The organism is Metabacillus idriensis, assembly GCF_050483325.1.
Taxonomy (GTDB): Bacteria; Bacillota; Bacilli; order Bacillales; family Bacillaceae; genus Bacillus_P; species Bacillus_P idriensis_A.
On sequence record NZ_JBCMYF010000001.1, the window covers coordinates 129,318 to 156,179 of the forward strand.

Consider the following 26,862-nt stretch of genomic DNA (forward strand, 5'->3'; position numbering starts at 1 on the left):
AGAGAAACTGCGGTCTATCGCTTGATTTTGGAGGAAACAGGGATGAAGAAAAAACGATTATACGTTCTCTTGCTTTTCATCTTGGTCATTCTCATCTTTTTTCTCCCGTTTAAAAAAACCGCAGCTTTTCACTTTGAAGACACAAACAGGCTATTGGCATACATTTCTGTTAAAGAAACGGATACTTTTCAAATAAAGTATACTCATTCCATTCATCTGACAGATGTGATGGAAACATATGAGCTTTCGAATAAACAGATCAAACAAATTGAACTTTCATATGAGACGTTTGCGGTAGGCATGCCCTCTGGACCTGAAGGGGAAGAGACTTTTGAAAGGAAGGATGGCCGTTATATCATTTCAAATATGAATCGGATATTTCCTTTTTTTGATTTAAGAACAGGACAGGTAGTTGCCAATCACAGAGTCGTTTACAAAGGAAAAGAATATGAATTGAAAAAATACATAAAACCCGGTACATGGGTCAGAATCAGCTATGAAACCATGAATCTTTTTCAGCTTTTGAGAGGAGTGAAAATAAATGAGTGAAGAGAACAAAACCTTATCAGCAGAAGAACAGCAAGCCATTCTTGAAAAATATGACCCTGAATCCGCAACAAGAAAACTGACAGGTGTTTTTGCCTGGATTGTCTTTTTTGGCTTGCTTGCTTTTTCACTCTTTCAGCTATACACTGCCATCGTCTCCGTATTTACTGCACAAATTCAGCGTTCTGTTCACTTAGGTTTCGCTTTATCCCTCATTTTCCTCTTATTCCCGATAACAAAAAATAAGAAGAAAACCGGGAAATGGCAGGTAAGCCCGCTTGATATCATCCTAGCCCTGCTCAGTATTGCTGTAGGAGCTTACTGGCCGCTTTTCATGGAAGATATCGCCATGAGGGTAGGCATTTTAACAACAACAGATTTTGCTATCGGATTAATTGCGATTTTATTAGTATTAGAAGCAACAAGACGTGCAGTGGGACTGCCGATTACCATTATTGCAGTAGTTTTTATGCTATATGGATTATTTGGACAATATATGCCGGGATTTTTGCAGCATGGGGGACTGAGTTTAGAGCGCCTTGTTCAAACTATGTTCTTTACTACGGAAGGAATTCTTGGAACTCCTCTTGGGGTATCTGCTACGTTTATCTTCTTGTTCTTGCTGTTTGGATCGTTTCTTATCCAAACGGGAGTTGGGCAATACTTTAACGATCTTTCTGCCGCGATTGCAGGAAAACGAGTAGGAGGACCTGCTAAAGTTGCCATTTTCTCCAGCGCCCTGCAAGGAACAATCAGCGGAAGTTCCGTTGCAAACGTTGTTACATCAGGTGCTTTTACCATTCCGATGATGAAAAAATTAGGATATAAACGGGAATTTGCAGGCGCAGTTGAAGCGGCAGCATCTACAGGCGGACAGCTGATGCCCCCAATCATGGGAGCCGCAGCATTCCTGATGGTTGAATTTATCGGAAACGGCATCACATATTGGGATATTGCCAAAGCTGCAGCGATTCCGGCAGTTCTATATTTTACTGGTATCTGGATTATGACTCACTTTGAAGCAAAGAGACTGGGTCTTCGGGGACTAAAAGAAGAAGAAATGCCAAATCGCAAGGAAGTTTTAAAGAAAATCTATTTGCTGCTTCCGATTGTTGCAATCGTGGTGCTGTTGATGACAGGAGTACCTGTTATGCATGCAGCTCTGTATTCTATATTAATTGCCATAGGAGCAGGCTTTATTAATAAAGAAACACGCATGGGGCCAAAAGCAATTGTTTTGGCACTTGTTGATGGTGCGAGATCAGCATTGTCCGTTGCAGCTGCAACAGCGGCAGCTGGAATTATTGTAGGGATTGTCACAAAGACAGGTCTCGGTTTAACTCTTGCAAATGGTTTAATCGATTTGGCGGGCGGAGCGATTATTCCAACTTTGTTCCTTACTATGATCGCCGCTCTCATTCTGGGGATGGGTTCACCGACCACAGCAAACTATGTGATCACTTCAACAATAGCTGCACCCGCTATTATTTTCCTTGGCTATCCAGATTTGGCGGCTCATTTATTCGTTTTCTATTTTGGAATAATAGCCGACATCACACCTCCTGTTGCTCTTGCAGCGATTGCTGCGGCCGGGGTATCAGGCGGAGAACCAATCAAAACAGGAGTTATCTCTGCAAAGCTCGCCATTGCAGCCTTTATTATTCCGTATATATTCGTTCTGCAGCCGCAAATGCTGTTAATCGATACAACGCTGCCCGAAATCGCCTGGGTTGTCTTCACGGCAGTTTCCGGTATGATCGCTATTGGAGCGGGAATGATTGGTTTCTGGATGAGAAAACTGCACTGGATTGAACGGCTACTCGCCATCGCCGCAGGCTTGCTGCTTATCTATCCAGAGGGAATTTCGGATACGATCGGCTTAATTCTTTTTGCAGGCTTATTCGCGATCCAGTTATTTATGAAAAAAGATAAAGATCAAAATTTAGCACAGCAGGCATAACTGACTGGAAAAACATGAAAATCATTTTGATTTTCATGTTTTTTTTAATCGAAACAAATTAAATGAAGCTCATCATCTAGTCGATTATTGTCCGGGAAATGAGTCGAATGGTAAAATATTCGATGATTTCGGAAGGGCAGTAAGTTAACTTTACAATAATTACCAATTTACACTTAAAGCCTGGGAGGACATCCAATGAAGTATACTCAAAAAGACTTTAACGACAATCTATTAAACAGAATTACTACTACTGAGCAGAAACTAAAAAATCACATAGATGACTTGATGAAAGAATATCAGCCTATTTTTAAAGATAACCTTAAGATTGACGGGGATTTTGAGCATGAGGGTCCTCATCCTTTCAAACCGGGTTATCGTTCTGCCGTATCTATTGGGATCATTGATGAAAGGGGAGAAATGGTCAATTTCCATACAGTGCCGATTTGGGAATGCGACTGGCGTTTCCTTGGTTTACAGGTTTCAACAAAGATTCCAGGCAGTAAGTTAGCTGGGGAACTTCTTGATGAATCTGCAGTAATGATTAAAAAGGAGTTAATGGAATTTATCCATGATCATCTGAGGGGGAAAATAATTGAATAGAATGCCTGAATCTAATCATTTACTTTCTTCTTTTAATCTTTTATATATTTATGGGAATTGCCCTAGTAAACATAAAAGGAAGGACCCTGAACAGTTTTTTATGCAAATTAGTACCCGCATTCTCTTTGGAGGGATGGGGAACTTCATGCCTCGTTCTAAATCATGGGCAATTTTGCATAGACCATTGCATTTCTTTCGGTCTCATACTCTAAAATTCTCATCGCATTTTCTGCATTCCATGTTTTCTATTCCCCTTGTCATTATCATTTCTTCCTGTGCCAATTTCCTCTATCAATGTATCCTTATGAACAGAATTTCATCTAATGGAAGGTTTCTGATTTTAATGCCGTTCAGTTTACTGTTACACAGATGATTGGTGCTTGTTTAGTAAAGTCATATATAAAGATGGCCCAACTAATTATTGGACTATTCTTAGATACACTGAAATAACTTTATGACTTCTCTTGATTCTATTGCGGGCAGGAGAGCTATTTCTTATTGTTAGCATTAGATAATATACGTTTATACACAAATGATAGCGTTTTCTTTAAGTGTAAACAAAGGGGAGAGACACTCGTGAAAAAAACTGCTCATATAATATCTCATTCCCATTGGGACAGAGAATGGTATTTGCCTTTTGAAAAACACCGTTACTATTTCGTTAAGCTTATGAATACTTTAATTGAACAATTTCAAAAGGAAGGCAATCAGTTTAAATCTTTTCATCTGGATGGTCAGACAGTCCTGCTTGAAGACTATCTGGAAATACATCCTGAAAACCGCCAGATAATCAAAGAAATGATTGTAAATCAAAAGCTTCATATCGGTCCATGGTATGTATTGCAGGATGCGTTTCTAACAAGCTCAGAAGCGAACGTTCGCAACTTATTGATTGGCATGATTGATGCAAAGTCTTTTGGCCATGTTTCTAAAATCGGCTATTTTCCAGATACGTTTGGTGTATATGGTCAAGCGCCGCAGCTACTAAGACAAGCTGGCATTGAAACAGCGGCATTCGGACGGGGTGTGAAGCCTACAGGATTTAACAATACTGTTTCAGACGCGGATGAGTTTGAATCTCCATTTTCAGAGATGATTTGGAAATCGCCTGATGGATCCAGTGTGCTTGGCGTATTGTTTGCTAACTGGTATTCAAATGGAAACGAAATTCCTGTTGATAAAGAAAGTGCAAAGACGTTCTGGGACCAAAAACTTCATGATGCTGAGAAGTACGCAGCAACAAACCAGTTGTTATTTATGAACGGATGCGACCATCAGCCACTGCAGCAAGACATACCGCAGGCCATAGAAACAGCAGCGGCACTTTATCCGGAGTACGACTTTAAACATTCAAGCTTTGAAGAGTATATCCGGTCTTTAAAAGAGGCACTTCCAAAAGAGCTGCAAACGATTCAAGGCGAGCTCAGAAACCAGCGGACAGATGGATGGTCCACCTTGGTAAATACGGCCTCTGCGCGTATTTATCTGAAGCAATGGAATCACAGATGTCAAACACTTCTGGAAAAGATAGCAGAACCTATGGCAGCTATGACATACCTTGTACATGGAACATACCCTCGCGAATATATACGCTTTATGTGGAAATCACTTATGAAGAATCATCCTCATGACAGCATCTGCGGCTGCAGTGTAGATGAAGTACATCGCGAAATGGTGACACGGTTTGAAAAAGTTATCCATATGGGGGATGTGTTCGTTAAAGAACAAGCATCAGCACTTGTTCAGTCCATAAATACTTCACATTCACCAGACGGTGCCATTCCGCTTGTAGTAATAAACACTACAGGAATGACTAAAAATGAAGTTGTAAAAACAAAGGTGGATATAGAAAAAATCTATTTTTCACAAATGCATTTTGAAGACATTCCAGCACATCTAAATAAAAAAGAAATGATATCTTACAAGCTTGTAGACGAACAGGGTATGGAGTTTCCTTGTTTGATTGGGGCTCCATCAATTGAGTTTGGCTATGATCTGCCGGATGACCGATTCAGACAGCCTTATTTTGCAAAAAAAGTGAAGATATCCTTCTTTGCAGAAGACATTCAATCCTTTGGCTATAAAACCTTCTATCTGGTTCCTCAACATGAAGACCCAGTCGAGGTCATACAGCCGGCATCATCTGCTAACCCAATAGAATTAGAAAATGAACATGTACATTTGATTTTCCATGAGGATGGTACGTATGACCTTACAGATAAGAAAACCGGCCAAACTTTTCATCGGTTAGGTATATACGAAGACACAGGGGACATTGGAAACGAATATATGTTTAAAGAAGCGGAAGGACATAAAGCGATAACTACAGAAGGAACAAAAGCTCAGTTTACAGTTAAAGAGAGAAACGAGTTTTGCACTGTTGTTGAAATGAAACATACGTTGACCATTCCGGTTTCTGCAGATGATGAGTTAGAGAAGGAACGGCGCAGACTCATCTGGCATAAAGAACGCAAAGCTGGAAGATCCGGCATGACAGCGAAAATGTCTCTCAGAACCATTGTTACACTAGAAAAAGGAATGAAAGGTCCACAGTTTAAGCTGTATATGAACAATCAGGCAACAGATCACAGACTGCGTGTACTGTTCCCAACAGGTTTACATACAGATACTCATCAAGCCGACAGCATTTTTGAAGTGGTGACCCGTCCGAATACCCCTGAAAAAGATTGGGATAATCCAAGTTTTTGTCATCACCAGCAGCGTTTCGCGAGCGTATCTGACGGAGAAAATGGGCTGACAGTTGCGACAGATGGACTTCAGGAATATGAAATCTTGGAGTCTGATACAACTATCGCGGTTACAGTTCTTCGCTCAGTAGCAGAATTGGGAGACTGGGGATACTTTCCGACACCTGAAGCACAATGTATCGGTGAGCAGACCGCTGAGTGGTTTGTCATTCCACACAGCAAAGATGTTATTAAATCAAAAGCATATATTGAAGCTTTTCAATATAAAGTGCCTCTAATAACGGTACAAACCGACCGTCACCAAGGTACACTTCCGGCTGTCCGCCAGTTCGTGAAGACAAAGAATGAGGGCTTAGTGTGGACCTCTATGAAAGTGGCGGAACAACATGAAGATGTGATGATTCGCTGGTTTAATCCTTCTGATGAAAATGCAAGTGCGGAGGCTGCCATAAATGATGATCAACCATCGTATCGAAGCAACATTCTTGAAGAGAAAACAAACGTCTCAAAAGTTACGCATGAAGTGAAAAGCAATGAAATTATAACATTAGGTTTAGAGCTGAAAAGGAGAAAATAAAAAATGACACAATCCATTCCTGATTCCATACAAAAACTGATTACACATGTAAAAGACTACTTTCCTCATGATGAGAAGCTGCAGCGCATGTTTGAAAAGTGTTTCGTAAACACCTATGAAACTACGATGAAGAAACAAAAAGACGGCAAAACATTTGTCATTACAGGAGATATTCCGGCGATGTGGCTGAGGGATTCTGCTGCACAAGTAAGGCCTTATCTTTTAGCTGCAGAAGAAGATGAAGAAATGGCTGATCTGTTAGAAGGAGTCGTTCGTCAGCAATTTGACTTTATCTTGCATGACCCTTATGCGAATGCGTTTAATGAAACGGCTAATTTAAAAGGGCATCAACTGGATCGCACGACGATGACTCCCCGTATTTGGGAACGAAAATATGAGATTGATTCACTTTGTTATCCGATACAGCTTGCTTTTTTATTCTGGAAATCAACCGGCCGCACCTCTCACCTTGATGGAACGTTCCAAAATGTCCTAGAAACGATTATTGAAGTATGGCGAACAGAACAAGATCATGAAAACCGTTCTTCTTATCTGTTTGAACGCTCAGATTGCCGGCAGTCTGATACATTGCTGCGTGACGGTAAGGGGGGACGAGTCGTGCCGGCTGGCATGACATGGAGTGCGTTCCGTCCGAGTGATGATGCATGCACATACGGCTATCTTGTCCCAGCTAATATGTTCGCTGTTGTCGTCTTAGGTTATGCTGCTGAAATATGCGGTGAAGTTTTGAACAATGCTGCATTAAAAGAGGAATGCCTTTCCGTTCAAAAAGAGATCAAGGGTGGTATTGAGCAATTTGCAAAGTTAGAACATCCAATCCACGGAGAAATGTATGTATATGAAACAGACGGTGAAGGCAGAGTCAATTTAATGGACGATGCAAATGTTCCGAGTTTACTCGCAAGTCCATATTTAGGCTATGTCTCAATGGATGATCCGACCTATTTAAATACTCGTTCATTCTTATTAAGCCGTGATAATCCTTATTATTACGAAGGAAAATATGCAAGCGGAATCGGCAGTCCGCATACACCTGATCATTATATTTGGCATATAGCACTGGCTATTCAAGGCATGACAACAAAAAACGAAGAAGAAAAGAAACAAATCCTGACAGCCTTCTTACAGACAGATGGCGGAACAGAGTATATGCATGAAGGATTTAATGCAGATCTGCCAGAAGAGTTTACGCGCGATTGGTTTGCTTGGGCAAATTCCATGTTCAGTGAATTTGTTCTAAGTCTTACAGGAAAAGCGGTAAAAGGAAGCCCGTTGCATGAAGCTGCAGTAAAATCAGGAAGTTAAAAGAATTAGCTGACTTGTAAGAAAGGAAGGCGATGGCATGAAGTGGACGGAATGGATGGTCGAAGTAAGCGATTGGCTGTGGCGTTTAATACTTGCGAATGTTTGTTGGATCATTTTCACACTTCTTGGTCTGGGGATCTTTGGTTTTTTTCCTTCAACGGTGGCTTTATTTACAGTCGTCCGGAAATGGCTGAAACATGAGCAGGATATTCCGATTTGGAAAACATTTAAGCGTGTGTATCTAAAAGAATGGAAAAGAAGTAATCAGATAGGTTTTATTTTTTACGGAATAGCAGCTTTTCTATATGTAGATATCAGGGCGGCAGAGTCCATGCCGGGTATTCTTTCTATGTTCTTGCTGGCTCTATTATGGGTGCTTGCTTTTATATTGCTTATGGCCCTTGCCTATTTCTTTGCCATCTATGTGCATTATGAGTTTTCAAACAGAGAATATATAAAACAATCATTTCTTTTTGCCATATCAAGCCTATCAACAGCTTTGTGGATTGGCGCAGGAATCTTCTTTATCGGTTACTTGATTTACCAATTGCCGGGATTGATTCCTTTTGTATCTGCTGTCTTCCCGGTTTATTGGATGATGAAGGTTTGCCTTAAACGGTTTGAACAGCTAGAAAAAAAAGTGTACAACCATTAGACAATTAAAATTTACGAGTTGGTGAAAAAGGCATGTTTTTAACAGAACGAAAATTAGAAGCTCGGATTCAGGAGTTGTCTCCTCTTCGATACCGCGACACAAGACCAATAACGTCTTTTCTGACGATAGAAGATAATGGAGAAATCGGTCTATATCCTCCAGAGATTGGAAATGAGCATCAGAAGATAGAAACAGGGGATCGCTGGGAAGGCCGTGATGTTTATAAGTGGCTGCAAACAACGGTTTTGTTTCCAAAGGATTGGGCTGGAAAAAAGATTGCAGGAAACTTTCAGTTTGGAAGAACGGGAGGAGGCAATAACTCGGGATTTGAATCCTTGCTATTTGTAAATAATGAGCCCTATCAAGGTGTGGATTCGAATCACGAAGAGGTAATCTTCAAAGAGTCTTTTGCTGGAGAAGAGGTATCCTTATCATTTCGTATGTGGACTGGTTTAGAAGGCGGGGGACTTCCCCAAATTCAGCATTACCGATTGGATCGTGCAGAATTAAGCTTTCTTGATGAGAAACTGGATGATCTGTACTTTACCGCATTAGCCATGTATCAGACAGTGATGGAATTGCCTGAAGCAGACCCTAATCGTTCCATGCTTATTACTCTTTTAAACAAGACATTTTTACTGGTCGACTGGACAGCTCCAGGTGAGACTCACTTTTACGATTCTTGTTACCAAGCACATGATTTCATCAAAGGGGAACTAAGCAAACTTGATAAAAACCATCCTGTCACAGTTCATTGTGTAGGACATACCCATATTGACGTAGCTTGGCTGTGGCGTTTGAAGCATACGAGAGAAAAAGCAGCACGCTCTTTTTCAACGGTTCTTCGTTTAATGGAAGAATACCCGGATTATCTATTCCTGCAATCACAGCCTCAGCTCTATGAATATATCAAAAATGATTATCCTGATATTTATAAGAAGATGAAAGACCGTATTAGTGAAGGACGCTGGGAAGCGGAAGGCAGCATGTGGCTTGAAGCGGATTGCAACATTCCAAGCGGTGAATCATTAGTGCGCCAGATTCTCATCGGAAAACAATTTTTGAAGAACGAATTTGGTGTGGAGTGTTCGGTCCTGTGGCTGCCTGATGTATTCGGCTACAGCTGGGCGCTGCCTCAAATTTTAAAGAAATCAGGGATTGATTCTTTTATGACAACGAAGATTAGCTGGAATCAATACAACCGCATGCCGCATGATACGTTTTATTGGAAAGGTATTGATGGAACCCGGATTCTGACTCACTTCATTACCACACCAGAAACTTGGAATGAAGATGATTCCTGGTTCTACACCTATAACGGCCAGGTGACTGCTAAAACAGTAAATGGCGCTTGGAAAGGCTACCGAAATAAAGATGTAAACAAAAATCTTCTTCTGTCGTATGGCTATGGGGATGGAGGAGGCGGGGTTAACAGAGAAATGCTGGAGCTCCGCCGCCATTTAGACGAAATGCCCGGCATTCCGCGCGTAAAGCCGGGAAAAGCGGGGGATTACTTTAAAGAGCTTCTTCATACAGTGGAGAATACAGATCAATATGTTCACCTATGGGACGGTGAATTGTATTTAGAGTATCACCGCGGCACATACACAAGTCAGGCATTCATGAAACGAAATAACCGCAAGCTGGAACTTGCTTTTAGACAATGGGAATTCTACAGCGTTCTTGAGTCTTTAAAAAATGGATGGAGCAGCTATCCTGCAAAAGAGCTCCTTTCCGCATGGAAAATTCTGCTTCGCAATCAGTTCCACGATATTATTCCAGGATCATCGATACGGGAAGTATATGAAGATGCCCAAGTTGAATATGAAGAAGCTCACAGCCTCTATCAATCCCATATGAAAAAATCCGAAGCTGCTTTGATGGAAAAACAAAAAGGCACTTACACGCTATTTAATCCAACTCTTTGGAATCATAAGCAGGCTGTAATGATTCCTTATGATGATGCAAATAAAGGGGATGGCTGTTTTAGGGATGAAAAAGGCAATATGCTGACAGCACAAAAAGGGAAGAGCGGCTGGTGGGTACTCCCTGAAACACTGCCTTCTTTTGCAGGCACAAGGCTTAATTATTCAAAAGATGAATCGAATGAAATCGCCAAAACCCCTTTTTTATATAAGAATCAATCATTATCCACCCCTTTTTATGAAGTGGAATGGAATGAAAGCGGACAGATCATTAGCCTGTATGATAAAGAAATGGAAAGAAATGTTCTAGCAGATGGATCAAAAGGAAACATCCTTCAGATCTTTGAAGATAAGCCATTAGCTCATGACGCATGGGATATTGACTTATATTATCAAGAGAAATCCAATGAAGTAGATCAACTTGAACTTATAGAAGTAACAGAAAATGGCCCAGTAAGGTTTTCAGTGAAAATGAAGTGGAACTATCACTTGTCAACGGTTACACAATATGCCGTTTTCTATTCTTATACGAAACGCATTGATTTTGAAACACATGTTGACTGGCATGAGAGAAGGAAACTTCTAAAAACTGCATTCCCAGTTGACATTCGTTCCACAGAAGCCACATTTGACATTCAGTATGGAAATGTCAAACGGCCTACGCACTGGAATACATCATGGGAAATGGCAAAATTCGAAACAGCAGGCCATCAATGGGCGGATTTATCTGAAACGGGCTATGGTGTCAGCCTGCTCAATGACTGTAAGTATGGATATGATATAAAAGAGAACATACTCCGTCTCTCATTACTAAAATCTTCTATTTACCCGGATACGGAAGCGGATCAAGGAGAACACAATTTTACTTATTCGTTATATCCTCATTGCGGAGATTGGCGTGATGCCGGAACTCATCAGGAAGCGTGGGTTCTAAATGCACCCGTGCAGGTTTTTAGCGGTGCTGCTGCAAATAGCGGCCAGTCACTTCTCTCATCGGATCATGTCAACATTCATGTTGATGCCGTAAAGAAAGCAGAAGAAGCAGACGGAGTGATCGTCCGATTTCATGAATTTGAAGGCAGAAAAGGGAAAGTTGCCCTTCATTCAGATTATTACATCGAATATTGGTGTGAAATGGACTTAATGGAACAGCCAATTTCTGATAAAATGAAAAGCAGCGCCATTACTCTTGATGTTTCTCCTTATGAAATTAAAACCGTTTTTATCAAATTTCAATAATGGGTGAAAAAGCGCAGCACTTTTTGGAGTGGTGCGCTTTTCTCTTACGCAGCGGAGAATGTCTATTAAACTATTAAAAATGTTTTATACCTCGTACAAGGAGCATAGACATGTTGATCAACAAATTAGTTAACCAAATGAAGCAAAAAGTTTTTAATAAAATTCTCATGGTATACTCTATTATTTTGATTTTAGTCATGTTTTTGCTTTTAAGCGTCCTTTGGAATTATTATACAGATGTAGTCGTCCAGCGGGAACAGGATGAAAATATGAGGATTTTAAATGAAGTTTCCTCCTATTTCGATCAAAAGGACGACTTCGTGAATCAAGTCGTACGGGAGATGTATACAAAAGATGATATCATCTATGATATAAGCTATTCTTTACAGAATAACTATTCAAGTTATCTGTCGTATAAACTGAATAAATATAGCGAAAGCCCTTCATTTGTACCTAACAATATGGAAACTTTCGTACAAACCTACTTTAGTGACGAAAAGGATATAAATGCAATCAGCTTTGCAAGTGATGAGGAGAAATATGAATATTTATTTATCTTTAATCACTTTCGCTGGACTCAGTCCATTATTAAGGATGATCCTCCTTCTTTAAAGCAATATGATTACCTGATGCCGCAGAATGAACAAATTCCTGAAATAAAACGTTCCTATCAAAGAGAATTGAAAGATACTTATACCATAAAACGTGATTTAAAAGATCCACGGTCTTTAGAAAAACTGGGAAACTTTTATTTGTATTTTAGTTTTGATTCACTAAATCAATTTTTGCTCACCAACAAGGAAAGATATAAAGGCAATTTATATGTTTTGAATAAGGACGGAGACGTCTTTTATTCGTCAAACCGCAAAGTCTTTCCCGATGATTTATCCCTGCCTGCCTTTAGGACAATCCAAGAGGAAAAGAACATTAATGGGGAAGACTATATTGTCAGTACTCTTGCAGATGATCAGCTAGAGCTTATGTTTGTCAGTTATCTTCCAAAGAGTGAACTCCAGCAGCTTTCAATTGTATTATGGACCATGATTTTATTTACTGTGATGCTGGTCTTCATTGCGATTTCAGCGACTTACTTCATTATGCGCTCTTATTCTAAACGTATTTATGCGATTGAACATTCCATGAAACAAGTACAAGAAGGAAATTTAGATGTTCGAGTTCCTGTTTCTGCTCATAAAGATGAGCTTTCAACCATTACAGTTACGTTTAATCAAATGTTAGAAAGATTAAAAGAGTATATTAATCAGGTATATATAAGTGAAATTAAACAGAAAGAAGCAGAAGTGAAAGCGCTTCAATCGAATATAAACCCTCACTTTCTATATAATTCTCTTGAAACAATCAGAATGAAAGCCTTAAGTGAAGGTTCACGCACAACGAGTGACATGATTGTTTATTTAGGTAAATTGTTTCGCTATTCACTTGAGCATAAACAGATTGTAACCGTTGAAGACGAAGTGAATCACATCAGACAGTATCTGAACATGTTTCAGATCAGATATGCCAATCGATTAAAAGTCGAGTTTGTCATTCCAGAAGATTGCTATGAACTGCCAATGATGCGATTTACCTTACAGCCGCTTGTAGAAAACTACATGATACATGGATTTAAGAAACAACATGACAACAATCTATTAAAAGTGGTCGTGAAAAAAACAAAGGATAAAATCACCATTACTATTATTGATAATGGAGAAGGCATTGAAAAAGAGCGGTTAAAGGAAGTCCTTCTGAATTTAAAAAAGGAAACAATGGGAGAGTCTATTGGTCTTCATAATGTCCATCAGCGGATTCAGATGAAATACGGAAAACAATTTGGCCTGCATATTGAAAGTATTCTAAAACAAGGAACATGTGTGATTCTCACTCTTCCTATTCTTAAAGGAGGAAACGAAGATGTATAAGGTTTTTATCGTTGATGATGAACCTATTATTGTTGAAGGGTTAAAATACTTGATTGATTGGGAAGGGAATGGACTGGAGGTTGCCGGAGATGCGAATGATGGAGAAAAAGCTCTTCTGCAAATTCGGGAAAGCCCGTGTGATTTACTTATTACAGATATTATGATGCCAAATATGACAGGTCTTCAGTTAATCGAGGAAGTAAAGGCTATTCATCCTCATACTAAATGTGTGGTGCTCACAGGTTACCAAGAGTTTGACTATGTGAAAAAAGGAATTGAGTTAGGCATTGAAAACTACTTGTTAAAGCCTGTAGATGAAGAAGAACTTAATGCCACGATCCGCAACGCTGTTGAGAAATTAAACCAGCAAGAGCAGTCTGTGGAAGAAAGTCAAATCTTTCGTGATAATGTGATTTGGCGCTGGCTAAATGAAGAGATCGAAGAAACCGAGCTAAAACAGCGGCTTAAAATGTATCATATTCCCTATACAAAACAACAGGTATACATCTCGTACTTAAAGATAGATTCGACTGAAGAACATACGTTGAAAAAACGCATAACACTAAAAAAGCAATTGGAAGACTCATTGGATGCCCTATTTGTGATGGAGCCTGGAGGCGAGATCATCATACTTTGGATGAATAAAGAGATGGAGATAGTAGAAAGAGAGATAGAAACCATAGTAAACATGCTTAAGAAAGAAGAGTGGATTAAACACTTTTGGATTACAAAGAGTGAATCAACTTCAATGATGACTACTATTTCTGAACATTTCAAACAGGTTAAACAATTGGCTGATTTCAAAGTTGTTCTGTCAGACGGTACACATGTGATTACAGAAGAACTGGCCAGAAAATTTAGAGTTCCTTCCCATACTGCATCACTGAATGGACAAGAACTTGTGCAAATTATATTAAAATATGATGAGGAAAGCCTTAAAAAATGGATACAGTCTTTCTTGAAACATGGCTGCTCCTTAGAAGAGCAGCAGCATGTAATCGTACTGCGGGGACTTGCCATTGATACGATTTCTATTATAAAAAACTCAATCTCCATTCAAGTAACCTATTTGGAGACAGCCAGGATTATGCAGGAGATTTTACAATCTGTGAACATGTTTGAGTTAGAACGAATACTCTATCACTATTGTTTAAACGTCATGGAAGGGCTGAATGAGAGAAATTATCATATTAGTCCTATTATTAAAAGCTTGGTGAATTATATAAAAAGGAACCTTCATGAAGATCTTTCTTTAAAAAGCTTAAGCCATCAGTTCCACATTAATACGGTCTATCTAGGACAGCTTTTTCAAAAGGAAATGAACGTTGTTTTTTCAGATTATGTGAATGAACTTCGCATTCTAAAAGCGAAAGACCTTCTGCTTACTACTCATCTGCGTGCAGGGGAAATAGGAGAACAAGTGGGGTATTCAGATTCTACTTATTTTTATAAACAGTTTAAAAAGAAGATTGGTTTGACTCCTACAGAGTTTAGAGCGTTATCTCAAGGTGCTGATTCATAACCTGTCATCCCGTACACATTCGTGATACGGGATTTTTTATGGACATATTTTAGTTATAGTGTAAAAAACTTATCACTTCACTGGAGTTGATTGACGGTTTGAATGGCCCAAGATATAACTACATAAAGGAAGATGATGTCAGATGGCAGTGGATCCGCATCTTTTGACAGCGCTTTCAGAAGAAAAGTGATTTAACAGACTGAGAAAGGGAGCTTGCTTAATTGCTTCATAATAAATTTGAAAGAGGAGAGGATGGAAGTTGAATCATCTGAAAAAGAGAGTATGCGAGATCAGCAGTTTTCTAGGAATGTGCTTGTTATTAGTAATGTTTTGGCCACACAGCAGTTTTGCAGAACAGCCTCAGTCTTCACATTGGTTTCCAGAACAGCTGTTAAATTGGTCTCCTGAAAATGATCCAAATGCAAAGTTTAACCAAAGTCACATTCCATTGGCCAAACGAGACGTCTTGTACAAAGTAAATGAGAATTCACAGTCAGATGCGTTGCTCGTTGCCTTATCTGCATTGAATCCAAATACAAGCGGTGTACCATCTCAAGGCGGAAAAGAGTTTTTTGCTAATACATTCAGCTATTGGCAATATACTGATTTAATGGTGTATTGGGCAGGTTCATCCGGTGAAGGAATTATTGTTCCTCCTAGTGCAGATGTGATTGATGCTTCTCATAAAAATGGCGTCCCTATTTTAGGCAATGTATTTTTTCCGCCAGCTGTTTACGGCGGAAAGAAAGAATGGGTAGAACAGATGCTGACTCAGCGGGAAGATGGATCTTTTCCTGCCGCCGACAAGCTGCTTGAAGTATCGGAGTATTACGGCTTTGACGGATGGTTCATCAATCAGGAAACAGAAGGCGGAAATCCGCAAACAGCTGAAAAAATGCAGCAGTTTTTAATTTACCTTCAGGAACATAAGCCAGAAGGCTCTCAAGTGATGTGGTATGATTCCATGACAAACGATGGAAGAATTAACTGGCAAAACGCTCTTACGGATAAAAATAGTATGTTTTTGCAAGATGGTGAAGAACGTGTATCAGACAGCATGTTTTTAAATTTCTGGTGGCGGGATCAACAATCATCCTCTATAAAAGCGCAGCAGATTAATAGAAGTTCATTCGATTTATATACAGGGATTGATGTGGAAGCGCGCGGAACAAGTACTCCTATTCCTTGGGAAGGCATCTTTCCAGAAGGGAAAACTCCATATACCTCTTTAGGCATCTACAGGCCTGACTGGGCATTTAAAACCTCAGAGAACATGGAAGAGTTCTATCAAAAGGAACAAGAGTTTTGGGTTGGGGCAAACGGAGATCCTTCCAATACGGATCGTAATGGAAGCTGGAAAGGAATGGCTCACTACTTTACTGCCAAAACTCCTATTCGTGAATTGCCGTTTGTGACACACTTTAACACAGGCAGCGGAAAGTCATTCTCTGTAAAAGGAAAGACTGCAAGCAAGGAGTCTTGGAATAACCGCAGCCTTCAAGATATCCTTCCGACATGGCGCTGGCTTAAAGAAGGCGGACAAAACCTGGAAGCTGCTTTTGATTGGGAACAGGCTTATGAAGGCGGCAGTTCTTTAAAGCTTTCAGGCGCATTAAATCCGGCAGATCCAGCTCATCTAAAACTTTATAAAACAGATCTTTTATTACAAAAGGATACGGAATTGTCCGTGACATATAAAACCAATTCCAAGCAATCAAAAATAAAAATCGGCATAAGTTTCTCAGACAATCCAGAAAAATTCATTTACTTAGATACTAAAGCGAAGAAGGAAAATAAATGGTTAACAAGTTCATTTAAGTTAAAAAAATATACCGGTAAAAAGCTCTCTGCCATTTCTCTTTTTGTTGAGGGTCAACAAGAAGTTCGGGACTATGAACTAAATGTAGGTGAAATCAAGGTTTTCAATAAACAAACTAAACATTTTGAAAAGAGTCGTCCTCATGGAGCTAAAATAAGTGATGTAGCATTTGATAAAGGAATTTATGCTGATGCTTCACTCTCATGGATTCCGTCTGATTCAGACGTAAGTCATTATGAAATCTATCGAACGCTTCCAAATGGTGAAAAAGAATGGGTTGGAGCAACGCCAAATCATGTCTATTATTTATCTGAACTTAAGAGAAAAGAGAAAGAAGAACATACAGTATTAGAAATTGTGGCAGTAAACAAAGAATTTAAACGCAGCAAATCTGCGAGCATTCAATTTGAATGGCCGCCTTACCCTAAGCCTGCGGCTGACTTCAGCGCAAATAAAACGATAGCAGCGCCTGGTGAGGAAATTCAATTCTCAAATGCATCATCAGAAGTTACAGAAGAAGTAGAATGGCAGTTTGACGGAGGTGCACCATCTGTAAGCAAGGAATTAAATCCTGTTGTTACCTATGCAAATGAAGGTGTTTATTCTGTTACGTTAACAGCAAGAAATAGTGAAGGAGCAGATGTCCTCAAAAAAGAAGGCTTGATCACCATCTCTAAAGATGCCCAAAATATTACGAATGCAGCATTAGGTAAGGAGGCAGAGGCGAGCGGAGCGTGTGCTGTGTCTGAAGGGCCATCCTATGCTTTAGACGGTAAAGTTACAGATAACAGCAAATGGTGCGCACTTGGTGCTGCCCCTCATTGGCTGAAAGTCGACTTGGGAGAAAAGTATGCTGTTTCAAAGTTTGTTGTACAGCATGCACAAGCAGGAGGAGAGGCTCAAGCATTTAATACGCAAGCCTTCAAAATTGAAATAAGCACTGATGGGGTGAACTGGTCTGATTCTGTACAAGTAACAGATAATACTGAAGCCGTATCCGAACATGCGATTCCGCTTACCGATGCGCGATATGTCCGATTATGGATCGATAAATCAACCCAAGGAAGTGATCAGGCAGCAAGAATTTATGAATTTGAAGTATACGGCTATCCTTCTCCTTGATTCAATTTGTCGTAAAGAGGATGGGACAAAAGGTTTCCAACCAAAGAAAAATCCGAACTATTATGTGAAATTCCAACTTGAATTTCGTTTTAGTTCGGATTTTTTCTTCGACTAAATGGTAGAAACCTTAAGTGGATTGCAGCGGAAGGAACTTGACTCCTGCGGGAAAATAGAGCGAAATGGAAGACCCCGCAGGCTCGCCGAGGAGGCTTCCACGCTCCCCGCGGAAAGCAAGTTCCTGCAGCGGAAAGGAACGGACATTATTTATCATGAAAAACAACAATCTATGCGAAAATAGCCATTTCTTTTAATGGTTTTCGTACACTTCAATGTTCGGCTTTCATTCAGGAGATGATTGTTATGTCCCTGCCTCTTTTTAATTAGTTCGTCCAGTGGCCCTTAAATTTGCACATAAAACAAAGATAGTACAGTAAAACTAAATTTTGTTAACTACTCTAATGAATAGACCTTTTGTAAAATTAGGATATAGAATCACTTATAGAACAAGGGGGGAGAGAAATGACCAGAGTAAAGAGGTTCTTTCAAGATGTTTATAAAAATAAAACATGGATCTTGATGGTTCTTCCAGGTGTCATATGGTTTTTGCTGTTTTCATATTTACCAATGTTTGGGACCGTCATCGCGTTCAAAAACTTTCAATTTCATCCAGATGGATTTTTTGCAAGCGTCATCAATAGTGAATGGGTCTGGTTTGAAAACTTTGAGTTTCTTTTTAGTACGAATGATGCTTTCATTATTACGAGAAACACCATACTATACAATTTGGTATTCATCATTCTTGGACTCATACTAGCGGTAGCAACAGCAATTATTCTAAACGAGATTACAAATAAGAAAATGGCAAAAGTGTATCAGACAGGTATGCTGTTTCCTCATTTTTTATCTTGGGTCATTGTCAGTTATTTTGTTTTTACCTTTTTGAGCGTAGATCGGGGAATGATGAACAATATTCTGCAATGGTTTGGCGTCGAGAAAGTTTCTTGGTACAGTGAGCCGGAATATTGGCCATTCATCCTTGTGTTCATGAGCATGTGGAAAGGGATTGGATATGGCAGCATCGTTTATTTAGCCGCAATTGTTGGGATAGACCGGAATTTTTATGAAGCTGCTATGATTGACGGTGCATCGAAGTGGCAGCAAATAAGGCATATCACCATTCCGATGATCACTCCATTAATCGTCATTTTAACCATTTTAAACATAGGCAAGATTTTTAACTCAGACTTTGGTTTGTTCTATCAAGTTCCATTGGACAGCGGATCTTTGTATCCGGTTACAAATGTCATTGATACGTATGTGTATCGTGGATTAATGACGATGGGTGAAGTGAGTATGAGTACAGCAGCAGGGTTATATCAATCCGTTGTTGGTTTTATCCTGGTCATATTAACGAACTATATCGTAAAAAGAATCAATAAGGATTATGCACTCTTTTAACATACAGCCCTCGTTTTTTGAAAACTAAAACTTAGAAAGGGGGGAAGTCGCATTTAAAGCGGCTCTTGCATGAGTAAATCTATAGTAGAATCTGATTTGCCGAAGACACTGGCTCAATTGAAGAACGAGCCAAAAACAGTGAAAAGAAAGAACTACAATCCTCATGAATTAGGAAAAAAAGCAAATGTGATATTAAATGCGATTCTTGCCATTTTCGCTTTCTCATGTGTGTTTCCTTTTATTTATGTCATTATTATTTCACTGACAGATGAAAGCGTTTTAGATAAGAACGGTTTCAGTTTGCTTCCAGAGACATGGAGTTTTGAAGCCTATCAATTCTTATGGGCCATAAAAGGTCAATTGCTTCAGTCTTATATGATTACGATTTTAGTAACTGTGCTCGGCACCATCATCAGTGTGTTCACCATTTCTTTTTATGCGTACGCCATCTCACGCCCGCAGTTCAAATACCGTAAACAGTTCACCTTTTTTGCCTTCTTTACAATGTTATTTAACGGAGGACTTGTTCCCTTTTATATCGTCGCTACTCAAGTCTTGCATTTGCGCGATACAATCTGGGCGCTCATTCTTCCGATGGCAGTCAATGCTTTTTACATCTTAATTATGAGAACATTTTTTCAGCGTTCAGTACCTGAATCCATCTTGGAATCTGCTCGTATTGACGGAGCCAGTGAACTGCGAATCTACTTTAAAATAGTTTTGCCGTTATCCCTTCCCGGGTTAGCTACAATTGCCTTGTTTAGTACACTAGGGTACTGGAACGACTGGTTTAACGCATTATTATTCATCGATAATCCAGCACTCGTACCACTTCAATCTCTACTGATGAAGATTGAAAATACCATTGAGTTCATTCGCCAGAACACATTGTTAACAGGTTCAGTAAAAGGAATCCTGCAGTCTGTTCCAAAAGATGCAGCCAAGATGGCTATGGTTGTTATTGCAACCTTGCCAATCGCTGTTTCGTACCCATTCTTTCAAAAATATTTTATCCAGGGGTTAACGATCGGCGGAGTAAAGGAATAAGCAAATCCATAATAATAGGAGGAAATGAAATGAAAAAGGTATTTCTTGTCTTGTTTTCCTGTTTGCTTTTAACTGCCGGTATACTATCCGGCTGCAGTTCGAACAAAAGCGATGCAGAAGCTAAGGATGGAGAGGCAGTTAAACTTACGTGGTATATGGTTGGAACACCACAGAAGGATTTGAATAAAGTCGTTGATCAAATAAACAAGTATACGAAGAAAGAAATCAACACGACAATTGATCTGAAAATGATTGATTGGGGAGATTATGATAAAAAGATGCAAGTCGTAATCGCTTCAGGAGAACCATTTGACATTGCATTCACTGCTTCATGGGCTAACAATTACGTATTAAATGCACGTAAAGGAGCTTTTAAAGAATTAGATCAGCTGATGGACGAACATGGCAAGGAACTTAAGAGTGCATTAGACCCTGCTTTTCTTGAAGGAGCAAAGATTGATGGAAAGCTTTATGCCATTCCGACAAATAAAGAAGTTGGACAGCAAAGTGTATACGTTTTCAATAAACGCTTAGTAGATAAATACAAGTTTGATATTAAAAATATTAAGAGTTTTGAAGATATGGAGCCGATGCTTCAAACCATTCAGGAAAAAGAATCTGGCATTCAGCCAATGACCACATTTACACCTTATGTGCCATTTGACTATATTCTCGACGATAAGATGCCATTTGCGGTGCCTTTGTCAGGCGAAAATAAAATCATTAACGTTTATGAAACAAATGAAATGAAGCAAACACTTGATACTCTTCATAAATATTATAAGACTGGATACATCAAATCTGATGCAGCCACATCAAAAGAGCCTTGGGCACTTGATGTAGAAAACTGGTTTGTACGTAAAGAACTTTATCAGCCATATGCAGAAAACATCTGGAGCCGTAATGCCGGGTATGAATTGGTCGTACAGCCAATGCATGATTCTCCAATCACTTTTAACAACTCAGTAACAGGTTCTATGCAGGCCATTTCGGCAACATCAAAAAATCCAGAAAAGTCTATAGAGTTCTTAAACCTATTAAATACAGATGATTATCTGCGCAACTTGATTGATAAGGGAATTGAAGGAGAGCATTACGAGAAACTTGATAATGGCCGCATTAAAGACCTTCCAGCCCGTAAAAATTATTCAATGCCAAGCTTTGCGTTAGGCAATCAGTTTATCTTAGATCTATATGAGGAAGATTCAGATGATAAGTGGGAAAAATTCGAAGAGTTTAACAAAGAGTCTTCAGCTGCTCCTACACTAGGTTTCTATTTTGATCCAAAGCCAGTGCGGACAGAGATTGCTGCTATCTCTAATGTGACAAGTGAATTTTCACAAGCTCTTTTAACAGGCTCTGTTAATCCGGATGAATACTTGCCAAAGTTCAATAAAAAATTGAAAGAGGCCGGATTGGACAAAGCATTAGATGAAATGAACAAACAATATGAAGAGTGGAAGAAGGAACAATAATTGAAAATAGTAGCCAAGTTCATCGTGACTTGGTTACTTTTCTATTCAACAAATCTATGAATTGATGGTGATAGGAAATGAAAAAGCCTGTACAAAAATACCAGTTCCCTTCAGGCTTCTGGTGGGGCAGTGCCGCATCAGGGCCGCAAACAGAAGGAGCCGCGCAGAAAGATGGAAGAAAACAAAGTATTTGGGATTACTGGTACTCTAAACAGCCCAATTCTTTTCATAATCAAGTAGGACCGGAGCATACATCTAACTTTTACGATCTGTTTAAAGAAGATATTCAGCTAATGAAAAAGACCGGTCATAATTCCTTTCGTACTTCCATTCAGTGGTCTCGCCTTATCCCAGATGGGGATGGAGAATCAAATGAGCTTGCAGTCCGCTTCTATAATGAGGTTATTGACGAATTGCTCGCAAATGATATTGAACCTTTTATTAATTTATATCATTTTGATATGCCGATGTGTATGCAGGAAAAGGGTGGATGGGAATCTCTTGAAGTGGTCGATGCTTACGTTCGCTATGCAGAGACTTGTTTTAGACTATTCGGTGACCGCGTGAAATACTGGTTTACGTTTAACGAACCGATTGTACCAGTAGAAGCCGGTTATTTATATAACCTTCATTTTCCGAACATCGTTGATTTTAAACGCGGTGCACAAGTGGCGCATAACACGATTGTGGCTCATTCGAAAGCTGTTGAAGCTTATAAGAAGTTAAAACTGGATGGAAAGATCGGTATTATTTTAAATTTAACGCCTTCTTACCCAAGAAGTGATGATGAAAAAGATGTGAAAGCTGCCCGTATTTCCAATCTATTTTTTAACAGAAGCTTCTTAGATCCTGTCACAAAAGGGCAATATCCAAAAGAATTAATAGACATTTTAAAAGAGCATGAAGTAGTCCCGGCTATTCAAAAAGGCGATTTGGAGGCCATACGCAATAACAGTATTGATCTGCTGGGGGTAAATTACTATCAGCCAAGACGGGTCAAAGCGAAGGAAGAAAGAGTCCTGCCTGAGACCCCGTTTATGCCTGAACATCTATACGATCCTTATATAAAGCCTGATCGAAAAATAAATCCTCACCGCGGATGGGAGATCTGTGAAGAAGTTATTTATGACATTATGATCGACATTCGTGACAACTACAGCAATATTCCGTTTTTTATATCTGAAAACGGCATGGGAGTAGAGGGAGAAGACAAGTTTCGGAATCATGAGGGATATATTGAAGACAATTATCGCATCGAATTTATTCAAGAACACTTAAAGTGGGTGCATAAAGGCCTTGAAGAAGGAGCTAATTGTTTAGGGTATCATCTATGGACATTTATGGACAATTGGTCATGGACAAACGCATATAAAAATCGATATGGACTTGTTGAAGTAGACATTAAGCATGAATTTAAGAGGACTATTAAGAAATCGGGCCGATGGTTCAGAGGATTATCTGAAAATAACGGCTTTTAAGAGCGGGGAAGAGGTGCGAAACATGGAAAGACATCTTCTTGGAATTGATTTAGGCGGAACAAATTTAAGAGCAGCGCTTGTTACAGCTGCAGGTGAGATCCTTGAAGAACATATTGTTCCTACTGAAACAGAAAAAGGACCGGAACATATCATTCAAAACATGGCCAATCTTTGTGAAAATTTCATGCCGTTATACCAAATTGATGCTATTGGAATTGGAGCTCCAGGCCCTTTGAACTCAAAACAAGGTTTAATTTTAAGTCCGCCGAATTTGCCTGGATGGGATAATGTTCCAATAGTCATGATGTTAGAGAAATTGTTAAACAAAAAAGCAGTACTTGATAATGATGCTAATGCAGCTGCTCTTGCAGAAGCGATGATAGGCAGTGGAAAAGATGAGGAATCTATTTTTTATATGACTGTAAGCACTGGAGTCGGCGGCGGTTATATCTATCAGAAACAAATTATTCAAGGTGCACATTCTTGTGCAGGAGAAATCGGCAACATGATAATTGATCGCGAAGGACCCGCACACCCTAAGCTGAATATTGGCTCTTTGGAATCGCTCTCTAGCGGTACAGCCTTAAAAGCTGCGGGAAGAGACAAGCTTGGCTTAAAAGGCCATGCAGGCGAATTATTTTTGTTAGCCATGGATGGCCATCAGGAAGCAATTGTTATTGTTGACAACGTGCTTAATCATTTAGCAAAAGGCATTGCCAACATTGTTCATACTGTTGATCCGCATATGATTGTACTTGGTGGAGGTGTTATGCAGTCAAAAGAATACATCATGCCTATCCTTCATAAAAAAGTGAATGATTATTTATATCCTGAGCTTCGTCATCAAGTAAAGATTAAGTGTGCATCATTAGGAACAAAAGCAGGTGTGATTGGCGCTGCATTGTTAACGCAGCGGTTTAATGCGGCAGTACGGAGATGATGCAAATGAACAAGTACATGGTGTTTGATATAGGCGGAACCTATTTGAAATATGCTGTAATGGATGAAAAAGCAAATATGCTGGAGTGCGGCAGGATACCTACTCCTGTCGAAGGCATTGAAGAATTACTTCAGAAAATAGATGCAATCGTAAAAGGATATAAGGATATGTATACCTTTTCAGGTATTGCTGTCAGTTCTCCTGGTGCAGTAAACTCTAAAACGGGATTTATCGGAGGGGCAAGCGCCATTTCTTATATCCACAATATGAACATGATTGAATTACTTGAGAAGCGAACAGGATTAAAGACTTCAATTGAAAATGATGCGAATTGTGCAGCATTAGCAGAAGGCTGGTTAGGTGCAGCGAAAAATACGGATTATTATATTTGCGTTGTAATTGGTACCGGCATAGGGGGAAGCATAGTCCTCAATCGATCTATTTTAAAAGGAGCATCCCTTCACGGAGGAGAGTTTGGCTACATGATTTTCGGATCTCCACTTGAGAATCCGCTTCAGAAGACGTGGAGCCTAACATCCTCCACTCATGCACTTGTAAGAGAAGCGGAAAAAAAGAAAGGTTTATTGGCAGGCACACTGAATGGAGAAGAAGTTTTCCAGCTAGCCGAGGATGGAGATGTAACAATACAGCAATGTTTAACTGCCCATTATAAAAAATTAGCAGCAGGAATCTTTAATCTTAAATATTCGCTCGATCCTTCTAAGATTTTAATAGGCGGGGGAATTAGCAAGAGGAAAGAAGTGATAGATGGCATTAATAAAGAATTAAAACAACTGAAAAATGAAACAGCAACCTTAGACATTGAAGTAGAAGCATGTGAATTTGACAATGACGCGAACTTAATAGGTGCGTTGTTTCATTTTTTAAAAGAAGAAAAGTGCAATCGATGACAGCAATTAAACAGACTATTAAAAATACCCAAAGGGAGATTGTATTGTTGTGTATAAAGAACCCATTTTCTTAAAACCGGTATTTAAAGACCGAATCTGGGGAGGCACAAATCTTCGTGACCAGTTCGGCTACGAAATTCCGACTGAAACAACTGGTGAGTGCTGGGGAATCTCTGCTCATCCGCACGGACCAAATGAAATTAGTAACGGCCCGTTAAAAGGAATGACGCTTGACCAAGCATGGCACAAGCACCGAGAGCTGTTTGCCGGCCAGGAAGGTGATGATTTTCCGTTACTAGTAAAAATACTGGATGCAAAGACCAATCTCTCTGTGCAGGTTCATCCAGATGATTCCTATGCGCGTGATGTTGAAGGAGAACCTTTCGGGAAAACAGAATGCTGGTACGTGATTGATTGTGAGAGCGGAGCAGAACTAGTTTATGGCCATCATGCCTGCTCCAAGCTTCAGTTCGAACAGATGGTTTCTGAAAACCGATGGGACGAACTTCTTCGTAAGGTATCGATCAAGCCAGGAGATTTTCTATATGTACCAAATGGAACCATTCATGCGATAGGAGCGGGTACGATCATTCTTGAAACACAGCAGAGTTCAGATGTTACGTATCGTGTTTATGACTATGACCGCCGTGATGAAGAGGGGAATACACGTGAACTTCATCTTGGAAAATCCATTGAAGTCGCGATGATTCCACACCTTGATGCTGATTTCGATTCTGTATTGTCAGTAAATGAAGATTTGAGAATAAAAAAACTGATTAAGGAGACTTATTTTACCGTTTACCACTGGAATTTGTCGGGATCTGTTTCTAAAGTGGAGAATCCTTCCTATCAATTAGTCAGTGTGCTGGACGGGGAAGGGGAATTGAGGATGAAGCAGGGTGCTTCTCCATTTAAAAAAGGAGATCACTTTATTGTTCCTTCTTCAGTTAAATCCTTTTCATTGAAAGGTGATGCCCGGTTTATCGTGTCACATCCGACGCAACAATTGTCATAACGGCAGAAAAAGCTAAGATTGAACGTTTCTTAGCTTTTTTGCTCTTAGATCTGAATAGTTGACAAAAATATATAATCCACGAATCAACTAGACTCCAAATTCTATTCTATTAGAATCGAAATCTGAACATAAAGAAATCCTTCTAAAAGAAGGATTTGAATTTGCAACTATTTATTTAAATAAAGGGGGGTATTAGTAGTATACCCATTTTAAAATTTTCATAAACATATAGATTTAAAAGAAAAACAGAAATCATAGAACCAATGGGATTTTTTTAAAACAGCTGAAATTAGAGGCTGGTGTACCTAAGGTTTTGCATGAACGTAAGCCCGAATAATTTTGTTGACTTTGCGCGCGCAGCCTCATATAATAGAGTTTGTCAGCAATACCTACATACTGCGACTTGTTAGCTCAGTGGGAGAGCACTTCCTTGACAGGGAAGGGGTCGGGGGTTCGAATCCCTCACAGGTCATTATTACAAAACCTTGGTAACCTTTGTGTTATCAAGGTTTTTTGTATATTACAGGATATTTAATTTGAAGTAGAACAGAGGAATTGGCGGCAAATTGGTGTCAAAAATTAAAAGCTTCTATACTAAAAAGAGGATTTTACTTAAA

The 26,862-nt window shown here is 39.5% G+C and carries 17 protein-coding genes and 1 tRNA gene; all 18 read left to right on the top strand.

The features are described from left to right. Window positions 1-42: 42 nt before the first annotated feature. The 18 genes from ABEQ24_RS00680 (at window position 43) to ABEQ24_RS00765 (ending at window position 26,717) form a co-directional block, all read left to right on the top strand. The gene (locus ABEQ24_RS00680) at window positions 43-549 is read left to right on the top strand and encodes a DUF1850 domain-containing protein (RefSeq protein ID WP_430004964.1); all 507 of its coding nucleotides are present in this window, start codon (window positions 43-45) and stop codon (window positions 547-549) included. Further along, the gene (locus ABEQ24_RS00685) at window positions 542-2,506 is read left to right on the top strand and encodes a TRAP transporter permease (protein ID WP_430004965.1); all 1,965 of its coding nucleotides are present in this window, start codon (window positions 542-544) and stop codon (window positions 2,504-2,506) included. Before ABEQ24_RS00680 ends, ABEQ24_RS00685 begins: the two co-directional genes overlap by 8 nt. A 195-nt stretch (window positions 2,507-2,701) precedes the next feature. Further along, complete coding sequence (locus tag ABEQ24_RS00690) at window positions 2,702-3,106, top strand: hypothetical protein (protein WP_430004966.1); 405 nt, start codon at window positions 2,702-2,704, stop codon at window positions 3,104-3,106. Between the two features lie 576 nt (window positions 3,107-3,682). Continuing rightward, entirely contained in the window at window positions 3,683-6,391 is a 2,709-nt protein-coding gene (locus ABEQ24_RS00695) for an alpha-mannosidase (protein ID WP_430004967.1), read from the top strand. A gap of 3 nt (window positions 6,392-6,394) precedes the next feature. Next, entirely contained in the window at window positions 6,395-7,717 is a 1,323-nt protein-coding gene (locus tag ABEQ24_RS00700; RefSeq protein ID WP_430004968.1) for a glycoside hydrolase family 125 protein, read from the top strand. Window positions 7,718-7,754: 37 nt separating this feature from the next. Next, window positions 7,755-8,372, top strand: a complete 618-nt coding sequence (locus tag ABEQ24_RS00705; protein ID WP_430004969.1) for a YesL family protein — start codon at window positions 7,755-7,757, stop codon at window positions 8,370-8,372. Between the two features lie 32 nt (window positions 8,373-8,404). Beyond that, window positions 8,405-11,536 carry an alpha-mannosidase gene (locus tag ABEQ24_RS00710; RefSeq protein WP_430004970.1) on the top strand — a complete coding sequence of 1,044 codons (3,132 nt, stop codon included), beginning with the start codon at window positions 8,405-8,407 and terminating at the stop codon, window positions 11,534-11,536. 110 nt (window positions 11,537-11,646) lie between these two features. Next, window positions 11,647-13,458, top strand: coding sequence for a sensor histidine kinase (locus ABEQ24_RS00715; protein WP_430004971.1), 1,812 nt, complete (start codon window positions 11,647-11,649; stop codon window positions 13,456-13,458). Then, the gene (locus ABEQ24_RS00720) at window positions 13,451-14,980 is read left to right on the top strand and encodes a response regulator transcription factor (protein ID WP_430004972.1); all 1,530 of its coding nucleotides are present in this window, start codon (window positions 13,451-13,453) and stop codon (window positions 14,978-14,980) included. The genes ABEQ24_RS00715 and ABEQ24_RS00720 overlap by 8 nt, the downstream gene beginning before the upstream one ends. A 259-nt stretch (window positions 14,981-15,239) precedes the next feature. After that, entirely contained in the window at window positions 15,240-17,921 is a 2,682-nt protein-coding gene (locus ABEQ24_RS00725) for an endo-beta-N-acetylglucosaminidase (RefSeq protein ID WP_430004973.1), read from the top strand. A gap of 519 nt (window positions 17,922-18,440) precedes the next feature. Next, window positions 18,441-19,379, top strand: coding sequence for an ABC transporter permease (locus ABEQ24_RS00730; RefSeq protein ID WP_309190910.1), 939 nt, complete (start codon window positions 18,441-18,443; stop codon window positions 19,377-19,379). 69 nt (window positions 19,380-19,448) lie between these two features. Next, a complete protein-coding gene (locus ABEQ24_RS00735) occupies window positions 19,449-20,426 on the top strand; it encodes a carbohydrate ABC transporter permease (protein ID WP_430004974.1) in 978 nt (325 codons plus the stop codon). 29 nt (window positions 20,427-20,455) lie between these two features. After that, window positions 20,456-21,901 carry an ABC transporter substrate-binding protein gene (locus tag ABEQ24_RS00740; RefSeq protein ID WP_430004975.1) on the top strand — a complete coding sequence of 482 codons (1,446 nt, stop codon included), beginning with the start codon at window positions 20,456-20,458 and terminating at the stop codon, window positions 21,899-21,901. Window positions 21,902-21,978: 77 nt separating this feature from the next. Next, the gene (locus ABEQ24_RS00745; protein ID WP_430004976.1) at window positions 21,979-23,379 is read left to right on the top strand and encodes a glycoside hydrolase family 1 protein; all 1,401 of its coding nucleotides are present in this window, start codon (window positions 21,979-21,981) and stop codon (window positions 23,377-23,379) included. A gap of 22 nt (window positions 23,380-23,401) precedes the next feature. After that, window positions 23,402-24,319, top strand: a complete 918-nt coding sequence (locus ABEQ24_RS00750) for an ROK family protein (protein ID WP_430004977.1) — start codon at window positions 23,402-23,404, stop codon at window positions 24,317-24,319. A 5-nt stretch (window positions 24,320-24,324) separates the two neighbouring features. Continuing rightward, window positions 24,325-25,230, top strand: coding sequence for an ROK family protein (locus ABEQ24_RS00755; RefSeq protein WP_430004978.1), 906 nt, complete (start codon window positions 24,325-24,327; stop codon window positions 25,228-25,230). A gap of 49 nt (window positions 25,231-25,279) precedes the next feature. Continuing rightward, a complete protein-coding gene (gene manA, locus ABEQ24_RS00760) occupies window positions 25,280-26,245 on the top strand; it encodes a mannose-6-phosphate isomerase, class I (RefSeq protein ID WP_430004979.1) in 966 nt (321 codons plus the stop codon). Window positions 26,246-26,645: 400 nt separating this feature from the next. Next, window positions 26,646-26,717, top strand: a tRNA-Val gene (locus tag ABEQ24_RS00765). Window positions 26,718-26,862 lie beyond the last annotated feature (145 nt).